Below are 9,810 nucleotides of genomic sequence, written 5' to 3'. Positions count from 1 at the left end.
CACGACGTTGTTTGTAACGAATTTAAAAAGAATCATGACTCTGATGAATGAATAAAAGAGAATAAAATAAGGTTCCAATCCCAAAATCAGGGATTGGACCCTTATTATTTTATCTCTAAAGATAAAAACGAAAGAAACCTATTCGTTTTTCAGCAGCCTCGTTACTAGCAGGGCTCTTTTTTACATCTAAAGTATATCAACTTTTTGATTTTTTTTCAACTTCTCATCTTATGATTCTAACGTAAATATCGGGATTTTCTTTCTCACCCCTAATTTTTCTTGTCTCCTTAATTTTCCTCCATTTTTCAGTAACACACTCATTGATAGCGATGAAAAACGTTTTGGTTACTGATGATCAGATTCACTCATCAAATCAACGTTTTTAATCGTAAGATTCTTTCTTTTAATAAAAAATCATACTATTAGTCATTTATCCTCACAACTTTTTCATATCTCTTGAGTACTATATAAGTATACCAACAAACAACCCTAGCAAAACTTTTTCATTCGTTTAGTTATCTGAGATAGCTAAACATCTCCTAGCCCTCAGCCTCCAACTGAGGGCTACTCCTTTTACCCAAAACATCGGGAAGCAATCAAACCTTTCATAACCTCTCTTTTTTAAATAAACAATGGCTTGTTCAGATAAAAATAGTGTAAGTAATCGCTAATATTACGATGCTGAGCACACGATAGCCTTCATTAATAAATATGACTTTCATACTTTTACCATCAAAAATTGACAATTTTACGCCTTGAAAAACAAGTACTGTTACAAGCATAAACACTTTATGAATCAAGCTAACAGGTAAGTTGACAAAAATGCCAATCGTACAAAAAGCTGCCAACCATTCACATACAAAGGCTAACAACATTTTTTTAGGAACGAAAATGGCTTTTATCCGATCGTCTGATAACCCCATTTCTTTTTGCCAGGCTTTTCCTGCCACAACTGTGTACCAAATACACCCTGCAATAAATGAAACGACTGCCCCGATAATCGCCGCAAAATAGTACCCGCTGGTCATAACACACCCACCTCAAACGCTATCACTGGTAAGCTAACTACTTTCCAACTTCCATTCCATTCCTTAATTGAACTTTTTTGTGGCTCACTCACAGCTTGTAAGGCTCTTTTTTTATTCATCAAAAAACTCCTTTCGTACGATAATACATCCATCATACTAAAGGAGGCTTGGCAAAACTTATTCTACTTTGCGGTTTTTCAAACTCATTTTTCTTTTGATCGCTTTTTTATTTCTTGCCAGCTGTTGTTTAATCCCATTTGACAAGATGTTAGGCAAATTGATAATAAGAGGGGGATCACTTATTTTCTTCTCCCTTAATTCAATCGTTATTTCTTCATTTTTTTCTAATGGAAAGGTGACAAACTGTCCATCACATGCCCGCATCGCTTTTTGTAAGTCAAAGTAATGAAGAGGATTTTGACTTTTCCTAATGCCACAGGCTAAAGGATAGTACTGTCCTTTTGGTAAGTGATAAAAAAGATACGTGAATTCTTTTACGCGACACCGCCCCATCACTGGTTGATGATTGGGATTTGGCTTCAAAAACATCCCACTAAAAATCAATCCTTGAAAATCATCAGGAACTTTAACATGTACGGTTAATTTATATGGGGCAACAACTGTCGGATAATTGGGATTCCTAAAGAACAAACTATCTTGATCTTCATCAACGGTCTCTTGATGTTTAACCGTCTCATATAACTCATTGACTTGCTTAGCATATTCACGGGGTGACAGGCCTGTATGCCTAGAGAATGTATTGGCAAAGGTCCCTGAGCTGGCGTGACCTGCTTCTAGTTGAGAGTTGATCACACTTTCACCATGTAACATCGACAGAATTCCTTTATCTATTTTTATACCTGCCAAATATTCATTTGGAGAAATTCCTGTTATTTTTTTGAACTCGCGGCTAAAATGAAATTTACTATAACCAAACTTGGCTGCAATTGCTTCAACTTTAATTCCTTGGTTTGCGGTTTGATTCATATAGTCAATAATTTCCTTAATAACTCGCAACCAAATCACCTCCAATTTATCTATCACCTTTTTTAGTATTTCGCCCTTCATTTTCTTCAATCTAAAAATGATGATATACTTTCTATATAATTCTACCAAAAATCACGATGTTACGCACGATAAGAAATCAATCCAATTGATTAAAGTACACCTATACGTATTAAGTTAATTTAATTAACATAATAATCTAATTATCGTTCATTTATCCTCACAATTTCTTCATATTTCCCCGTTAATATAAATGTATACCAACAAACAACCCTAACAAAACTTTTTCATGGGTTTAGTTATCTGAGATAACTAAACATCTCTTAGCCCTCAGTCCCCAACTGAGGGCTACTCCTTTGTCATTAATTCAACATCGCCCCAGTCTATGACTAAGGGGCTTTTTTCGAGACTTAATTTAGTCAATTGACTTTATTTCTTTACTTTAACAGTCTAAAAAAATAAACATCCCTTTGAAAGTCGTTTCACTCCCAAAGGGGTGTAGCCATTTTTCTTTGACTCCTTATCAGGTGTGAAATCACCTAATAAGACTGACCTTTGCTAATAGCTCATTGTCTTAGTGCTGCCCTTATTCTTCACTCAATTTCTTGGCAATCCGCTGATTCATCTTCTGTTTTAATTCATTAACGGAGGTACGGGCTTGCATCTCATGAAGGGTATTCTCTGCAAAGGTACCAACGTCTTCTCCGACCAGTTGCAAAATAGGCACGTGGTTCGATGCTCCTTCTTCAAAAAAGTCGACTAAAGCAAACATCCCGACCATCATGTCCATCCCATCACCAGCCGTAAACTGCCATAAAAACTTTTGGACCTCTTCAAAAACGATTTGATAGTCTTTTGGGAGTTCCTTGACACGGGCCATATGAGCTCGATACTCGATTTTGTCCGCTCGGACTTGTTTAAAATAATCAACGATATTATGACTTTTCATGTTATTCCGCCTCCTTTATTTTGTCAATTTGCGCTGAAATAAAGGCCCATCTTTGCCAAAATAGGTTTAATTCTTTTTGACCCGCTGGATTTAATGAATAAAATTTCCGCATGGGGCCAACACTTGATTTCTTTTTTGTCACTATGACTAAGCCCTTTTTTTCTAAACGCAGCAGAATTGTGTAAACAGTGCCTTCCACAATATCAGCAAAACCATATTCTTGAAGATTCTGTGTTATTTCATAACCATATGTTTCATGGCGATTAATAATTTCCAAAATAATTCCTTCCAGAACACCTTTTAGCATTTCAGTAATACCGTCCATCTTCTCACCTTACTTTCTCACGATCCATCAATATGACCTATCGTATGTTTATTTGTGAGCTTTGTCAATTATCTCATTTTTTTATGGTAAACAGTAATGGATAGGGCTTGGAAAATCAGGATGACAACGCCACACCATAGGAAGGCCAGGCCGACTTCTGAAGGGATCCTACCATCTGTTAATAAGGTCCGCATCGTATTGATAATTGGTGTCATCGGTTGATGCTCAGCAAACCCGCGCAAGGCATTGGGCAACGTTTCGGTTGGAACAAACCCGGAACTTATAAATAATAATCCCATCAGTAAATAGGAAAAAACGCTGGCTGTTTCACTGCTTTTGGCGACTAAGCCAAACAAAATGGCAATCCAAGAAGCTGCCAGCGTCACCATTAACAATAAACCTAAGCTGACTAACCACTCCAATAAACCTGCTTTAGGTCGAAAACCGATTAGTAAGCCAGATAGTAAAACAACCACAGCAGAGGTTGTGTTAAAAATCAAACTGGTTAGCACATGACTATTTAAAATCGCCGATTTAGCGATGGGCATTGAATGGAACCTTTCAAAAATTCCATTAGTCACGTCCTTATTCAAACGAAATGCTGAATAGGCCACACCACTAATCACGGTCAACAAAAGAATGGCTGGAATAATAAACCCTTTGTAGGTACCAATGGGAATTGTCATGGCGCCACCAAAAATATAGACAAATGCCAACATAAATAAAATTGGCATTAAGACAACTGTCACAATCGTATCGACACTTCGCGTCATGTGTTTCATCATTCGCCCAGTTAAGGCGATAGTATCCTCAACTACTCTCATTTTGTCGCCTCCTGTTTGTTGACAATCGAAAAAAAGACATCGTCTAAGGTGGGTTGTTTTTGTGAAAACCCTAAAATTGGAATCTTTCGTTGCTGGAGTCCCTTGAGAACGTCGGTAATTTTTGCCACTTCATCGTTTGTCGTCACTGTTAAGGATAGTAATTCCTCATTTGCTTGACCGCCAACTGCTACTTCAGCTGCCTTTAAGGCTTCCCTATCTGGAAAAGACAATTCGATCGTGCCTTGGGGCAAATGTTGTTTAACTTCAGCGACACTGCCTTGCAACGCGATTTTACCTTGGTTAAGTATGGCAACCGTATCGGCTAATTGATCGGCTTCTTCCAAATATTGAGTGGTCAGAAATATTGTGACACCCTTTTTCTTCAACTGGCGAATCCTCTGCCATAGAACGGCTCGCGCTTGAGGGTCGAGTCCCGTGGTCGGTTCATCCAAAAATAGAATTGCTGGCTCACTTATTAAGCTCATGGCTAAATCAAGCTTTCTCCGCATACCACCTGAATAGGTACTAACAGAACGATTAGCCGCCGCCACTAATTCAAACTCTTGTAACAAGTTCTCCACCCTTTCTCGATAATTTTTCAAATGTCTCAATTTGCCGATTAACATCAGATTTTCACGCCCAGTCAGAACATCGTCCACTGCTGTAAATTGACCAGTTAAACTAATGATTTCACGAATTTGCTGAGATGCTGTTAGCGTATCTAGTCCTCTTACTTTAATCGAGCCATTATCTTGAGTCAATAATGTCGTCATCATCTTAACGACAGTGGTTTTTCCGGCCCCATTTGTGCCGATTAAAGCGAAAATTGTGCCCTGTGGCACGACAAAATCAATTCCATCAATAATAGCTTGGCCAGAAAAGGACTTGCTTAATTGGTTGACACTGATTGCTTCATTCATTTGATCCCTCCTACTTAGTAATATTAAGTACAGGTATATAGTATAACGTAGTAGTGATTCTGTCAACTACTTTGTCTAACTATGTAGTGAATGGCTAGGAAGAAAGGCTGCTTTAAGGCTCGATGAGGTTAGCACAACCATCCTTCAGCTATCTTTCGAGTAAGGGAGAGGTTCAGTCAAAAAACCTGTCTCAGCTTCCCTTTCATTTGACACGATTTACAACGTATTTTCACAAATTAACGACGGATACAAAAAAGAAAATATCCGAAAAAAACCGGTGCAAGGCACCGGCTTAGTTAGTTATGATAGTTCTGGCCAAAACTCTCGATTGGCTTCAATCAAGTCATCGAGAATGGCTTGCGCCACGGAAGCACTCGGCACTGTTTTAGATAGAGTCATGGCTTGCCACAGTTTTTGATAGCTCCCTTCAATATAGGCTTCAACGACCAGTTTTTCAACTGCCACTTGTTGTTCCATCAATCCTTTTTGGAAAGTCGGAATGGTCCCCATGGTCAATGGCTCTGGCCCTTGATTGCCAACTAAGCAAGGTACTTCCACCATGGCATCTTTGCCAAAGTTTTCGATGGCACCATTGTTAGGAACAATTAACAACATTCTTTCTTTGGTATTAAATGCGATGGCACAAGCTAGATCAATAATAAACGTAGCATGTGCCCCTGCATGGAAAGAAGTCCCGACAGCTGTGCCTTTGGCGATAATCTCCCGCGAAAGATTAAAGACATCTTTTTCGCGAGTTGCCATCACTTCATTCGCACGGGTGAAATTGGGATTTGAGTGAGCCACTTCATAATCCGGATACAGGTAATATTTCAAATAGGTATTTGGTAAGGTTTTTGGATCTAAGGCGTAAACATCTTTGGCTTTTTTAAATGTGGCTTGCCAGCTCGGGTGTTTATGTTGGAAATCTTCCGTCTCAAAGGCATAGCCATCTTTTGCGACAAATTCTTGCAACCGAGGCATTAAGTTATTGCCAGCCTGATCTGTCACACTGGTCCACCAGCCAAAGTGGTTTAAACCATAGTAACGGACCACTAAGTCCTTCCGTGAAGGTAAACCTAAAATATCCGCAAAAATAGATTCAATGGCGATCGGCATATCACAAATGTTGATAATTTTTGAATCTGGGCGTAAGCGTCGTGTTGCTTCGGCTACAATCGCTGCTGGATTGGAATAGTTTAGCATCCAAGCATCTGGCGAATAAGTTTCCAGATAGTCTAAAATTTCAAGGACACCGGGAATTGAACGCATCCCGTAAGCAATCCCACCGGGTCCACAGGTCTCTTGTCCGACAACCCCATGTTTTAAGGGGATTTTTTCATCTTGCTCCCGCATGGCGTAAAGTCCAACACGGATGTGAGCCATACAGAAGTCCACATTTGTAAAGGCTTCTTCTGGGTCTGTTGTGTAGGAAAACTGAATATCTGGATTTTTTTCTCTTAATAAGATCTCACAGGCAGCCCCGATTGGTTCTTGCCGTTCCGCTAAATCATCGTATAATTTTATCTCGGCAATCGGAAAGCGTTCCATATTATCCGCTAACATCGCCACAATTCCTGGTGTATAAGTACTGCCTCCACCTGCTATAACAATTCGTTGTTTTTTCATTGATCGATCCTTCTTTCTTTTATTAAAACTGGTGATTACTCCTTAATCCCCAGTTCATCGTCAACTAAAGTGCGAATGGCGTTGATTTTCATACCATAGACCACTTGCACATGTTGGGGTTTTCTGACTATCCCTGAAGCACCGGTGACCATTAATGCTGCTTCATCAACTAATGCTTCTTCGGTTACATCGACTCGCAAACGTGAAAAACAATTTTCCACCGTTTGAATGTTAGCAGCGCCGCCTAATGCTGCCACAATAGCACTGCCTAAATCGTCTTCTGAACTAGTAACTGGGCCTTCCGCTACTACTAATTCGGTTTCACGGCCTGGGGTTTTTAGTTTAAACTTCTCAATCATAAATTTAAATACCACATACATGACCACAATTTCCAATAAACCTAATAAGACAAAGGCTATCCAGCGAGTTCGCTCGGCTCCTGCCGGAATATTGTAGACGAGAAAATCAATGACGCCGTTAGTCGCGCTAATTCTAACCCCTGCCAAATAGGAAAGCATTTGGAAAAAACCGTCGATCACTGAGTAAACTAACCATAAAATGGGTGCTGAAAAAATAAACATAAATTCTAACGGCTCAGTAATCCCCACTAAGAATGAAGTGATTGCTGATGGAAAAATCGTCGTCTTCACACGATTTTTATTTTTAGGATAGGCTGTTTTGTAAAAAGCCAACGCCACACCTAAGATACCGAAAATTTTAACCATGCCGTATACTAAGAAACGGGCAGAAGGGTCTAATGTTAAAATGCTCGGATCGGCAATTTCTGCTAAAAAAATGGGTTTGGCACCGATATACATCTCCCCATTGATCAACATCTGGCCTCCAACTGAAGAAAAAACAAAAGGTGACCAAATCAAATGATGCAGACCTGTTGGAATCAAAAAGCGATTTAAAAAACCGTATAGAAAGACGCCAAAGGCTCCAGCAGAATTCATAAAACCAGTCAAAGCTGTAATCCCTTGTTGAACTACCGGCCATAAATAGGTGACTCCCATAGCAAAGATGGCAATTAAGGGAATCAACACGATCAATACAAATTTGCTATTACCGTAGATTGAAAAAGCCCCTTTAAATTCTTTGTCAATGTATTTATTGTGAATAAAGGCGACTAAAACACCCAGTAAAATCCCTAGGAAAACGCCCATATCCGTCACTTTGAAGCCTAATACAAAGGTTTGCCCACTACCGTACAAATCGGCATTGGTTAACCCTTCTGCCAATTTGTTTGTTAACATCAGCCAAGTGGTATTGGCATTTAAAAACATAAAGAAACTCATGGCGGCGACAAATGCTGCTTCCGCTTTTTTCTTCCGCGCCATCCCCATGGCGATTCCCACACAAAAGAAGAAGCTTAGGTTATTCATGACTGCCCAGAGAATACTGGAAATAAATTTACCAAAGATGTAGATAGCTGACCCTTCTGTGACAAAAGCCGTATTTGTCATCACGCTCGTAGCGGCAATCCCTAAACCTATAATCGGTAAAAACAAGACCGGGCCGATCATTGCTTTGGAAAATTGCTGCAATTTATTAACCATTTTTTCTTTCATCTAGCTCAAACTCCCCTCACGAAACCATTGATATAGATTGAGTTGCCATAAAGATCCCGCTGGACTGTTACCGCTTAGTCAGCTCATTTTGTTGGAACTGTATCGCTTACTTAATCAATAAAGCTAGTCTACCACCAATTGCCATAAACAAATAGATCTTGCCACCGCTTTCAAACATGTACGCCAATGAGTGAACATGTTATCCATCTTTAAAACTAAAAAAGCACCAGGATCTCCCCCATCAGAGATCCCGGTGCTCCAGTTGAGCCTGTTGCTTATTCACTTGAATAAAGGGTCATAAGATACTCCACTAAAAATAGACTGCCTGAATAAAAATAATTGTGTTGGCGATTATGATCATCTAACCGGTTTTCATCAGAAACTAGTAAGGTCATGTCGGCAAGCTCGGACAAACGCCCATCTCTTGTTGCGCTCATTAAGACGATCTTTAAGTGGCTCTTTTGGGCTTTCTCCGCTATTTTGATAATATTTCCAGTTTCTCCTGACTTGGAAATTAAGATTACCAAGCCAGACTCCGCTTGATGATGATCGTAGACGGCAAACAAATCAGTAAAAATACAGTTAAAGCCTAGGACTAATAATTTCATGCTGATGTATTCTGCGATCGGCCTTGAAAAGCCACTGCCACACACATAAACTTGTTGCTGATTTTCTCGTAATAAATCGATAACCTGTTGAAAATCAGCTGAAGTGATTTGGCTGAACATCTGATCTAAAGAAATATCCAGAGCCTCATCCTTTGACTCTTTATTACGATGATAAGCAAAATACAACCGATAAACCATGTCGATATATCCTGTATAGTGCATCTTTTTTGCTAATTTCATCACAGTGGCTGGTGAGGAAAAATTGTTTCGTGCCACATCACGGACATTCCAATCTAAAGCGTCTTCTATATTGTTTAATAAATAATCTAAAATCTTTGTTTCGGTTTCGGTCAATTTGTATTTGTTTACTAACTTATAACTATCGTATTGCATGTGCCTGCCCCTAATCTCTCTCTTCATTAGGCTTATTATAGCATATCAAGATAAAGAGAATCTTGGTCTGGAGGGGATTACTTGCTGATAAGAATGTTACCAGCTGCATCCACTTCAAGCAAGCTCTTTTGTGATTCTAACGTTTTCGGTGCCTTGGCAAATCCTTCACCATTGGTGTTTAACTTGTACCTTCCCTCAAAGATAGCTGGTACTTTTACTTGAATATTGCTCGTTCCATCGAAGAAATATTCTCCGACTTCCACCTCTTTACCTAATGTGATTGTGAGATGTAATTTTTCACTTTTCTCTGATACATAAGCCAACCCTACAGGGGAATTAGCCCCTAGTTGAATGCTTAATGTGCCCGCAGAAACGGCTACTTTTTCCAATTTTCTTGAAACTGCCTCAGATACCTTGCCTTCAAGTTCAATTGTCGTTGTCATTTCCTGAGACTGTTTAATGGCAACCACTAATTCTTGAGGGCTATTTAGTACTTCAATTCGGTTTATCGACTGGTCTTCAAGTTGCCAGTCTTTTTTTGTTAATAGACTGGTCTCAGCG

The 9,810-nt window shown here is 39.4% G+C and carries 11 protein-coding genes; all 11 read right to left on the bottom strand.

Annotated features, from left to right (window positions below; all coding sequences use genetic code 11):
• Window positions 1–641: 641 nt before the first annotated feature.
• Entirely contained in the window at window positions 642–1,028 is a 387-nt protein-coding gene (locus I6N95_RS15000; protein ID WP_209529390.1) for a DUF1761 domain-containing protein, read from the bottom strand.
• Window positions 1,025–1,147 carry a hypothetical protein gene (locus I6N95_RS27460; protein ID WP_283808978.1) on the bottom strand — a complete coding sequence of 41 codons (123 nt, stop codon included), beginning with the start codon at window positions 1,145–1,147 and terminating at the stop codon, window positions 1,025–1,027. The genes I6N95_RS15000 and I6N95_RS27460 overlap by 4 nt, the downstream gene beginning before the upstream one ends.
• 58 nt (window positions 1,148–1,205) lie before the next feature.
• A complete protein-coding gene (locus I6N95_RS14995; RefSeq protein ID WP_209529387.1) occupies window positions 1,206–2,045 on the bottom strand; it encodes a helix-turn-helix domain-containing protein in 840 nt (279 codons plus the stop codon).
• Between the two features lie 574 nt (window positions 2,046–2,619).
• Window positions 2,620–2,982 (bottom strand): DUF1048 domain-containing protein, encoded by a 363-nt coding sequence (locus tag I6N95_RS14990; protein WP_209529385.1) that lies wholly within the window; start codon window positions 2,980–2,982, stop codon window positions 2,620–2,622.
• A gap of 1 nt (window position 2,983) precedes the next feature.
• Window positions 2,984–3,307 (bottom strand): PadR family transcriptional regulator, encoded by a 324-nt coding sequence (locus I6N95_RS14985; RefSeq protein WP_209529384.1) that lies wholly within the window; start codon window positions 3,305–3,307, stop codon window positions 2,984–2,986.
• Between the two features lie 68 nt (window positions 3,308–3,375).
• Complete coding sequence (locus I6N95_RS14980; protein WP_209529382.1) at window positions 3,376–4,131, bottom strand: ABC transporter permease; 756 nt, start codon at window positions 4,129–4,131, stop codon at window positions 3,376–3,378.
• Window positions 4,128–5,051: an ATP-binding cassette domain-containing protein gene (locus I6N95_RS14975; RefSeq protein WP_209529380.1), complete on the bottom strand. Its 924-nt coding sequence runs from the start codon at window positions 5,049–5,051 to the stop codon at window positions 4,128–4,130. The genes I6N95_RS14980 and I6N95_RS14975 overlap by 4 nt, the downstream gene beginning before the upstream one ends.
• Window positions 5,052–5,351: 300 nt before the next feature.
• Window positions 5,352–6,677 (bottom strand): 6-phospho-alpha-glucosidase, encoded by a 1,326-nt coding sequence (locus I6N95_RS14970; protein ID WP_209529378.1) that lies wholly within the window; start codon window positions 6,675–6,677, stop codon window positions 5,352–5,354.
• Between the two features lie 35 nt (window positions 6,678–6,712).
• Window positions 6,713–8,248 carry a PTS transporter subunit EIIC gene (locus I6N95_RS14965; protein ID WP_209529376.1) on the bottom strand — a complete coding sequence of 512 codons (1,536 nt, stop codon included), beginning with the start codon at window positions 8,246–8,248 and terminating at the stop codon, window positions 6,713–6,715.
• 275 nt (window positions 8,249–8,523) lie between these two features.
• Window positions 8,524–9,249: a MurR/RpiR family transcriptional regulator gene (locus I6N95_RS14960; RefSeq protein WP_209529375.1), complete on the bottom strand. Its 726-nt coding sequence runs from the start codon at window positions 9,247–9,249 to the stop codon at window positions 8,524–8,526.
• Window positions 9,250–9,326: 77 nt separating this feature from the next.
• On the bottom strand, window positions 9,327–9,810 hold a 484-nt coding region (locus I6N95_RS14955; protein ID WP_209529373.1), incomplete at its 5' end, for a hypothetical protein.

The sequence above is a fragment of the Vagococcus allomyrinae genome (genome assembly GCF_017829975.1).
In the GTDB taxonomy this organism is placed as follows: domain Bacteria; phylum Bacillota; class Bacilli; order Lactobacillales; family Vagococcaceae; genus Vagococcus_D; species Vagococcus_D allomyrinae.
This window is presented reverse-complemented; position numbering and strand designations above follow the sequence as displayed.

What these genes read in the sequence shown, in the direction of transcription:
- I6N95_RS15000 (WP_209529390.1), bottom strand. Translation starts at nt 1,028, where the DNA reads ATGACCAGCGGGTACTATTTTGCGGCGATTATCGGGGCAGTCGTTTCA.
- I6N95_RS14985 (WP_209529384.1), bottom strand. Translation starts at nt 3,307, where the DNA reads ATGGACGGTATTACTGAAATGCTAAAAGGTGTTCTGGAAGGAATTATT.
- I6N95_RS14975 (WP_209529380.1), bottom strand. Translation starts at nt 5,051, where the DNA reads ATGAATGAAGCAATCAGTGTCAACCAATTAAGCAAGTCCTTTTCTGGC.
- I6N95_RS14965 (WP_209529376.1), bottom strand. Translation starts at nt 8,248, where the DNA reads ATGAAAGAAAAAATGGTTAATAAATTGCAGCAATTTTCCAAAGCAATG.
- I6N95_RS14970 (WP_209529378.1), bottom strand. Translation starts at nt 6,677, where the DNA reads ATGAAAAAACAACGAATTGTTATAGCAGGTGGAGGCAGTACTTATACA.
- I6N95_RS27460 (WP_283808978.1), bottom strand. Translation starts at nt 1,147, where the DNA reads ATGAATAAAAAAAGAGCCTTACAAGCTGTGAGTGAGCCACAAAAAAGT.
- I6N95_RS14980 (WP_209529382.1), bottom strand. Translation starts at nt 4,131, where the DNA reads ATGAGAGTAGTTGAGGATACTATCGCCTTAACTGGGCGAATGATGAAA.
- I6N95_RS14960 (WP_209529375.1), bottom strand. Translation starts at nt 9,249, where the DNA reads ATGCAATACGATAGTTATAAGTTAGTAAACAAATACAAATTGACCGAA.
- I6N95_RS14990 (WP_209529385.1), bottom strand. Translation starts at nt 2,982, where the DNA reads ATGAAAAGTCATAATATCGTTGATTATTTTAAACAAGTCCGAGCGGAC.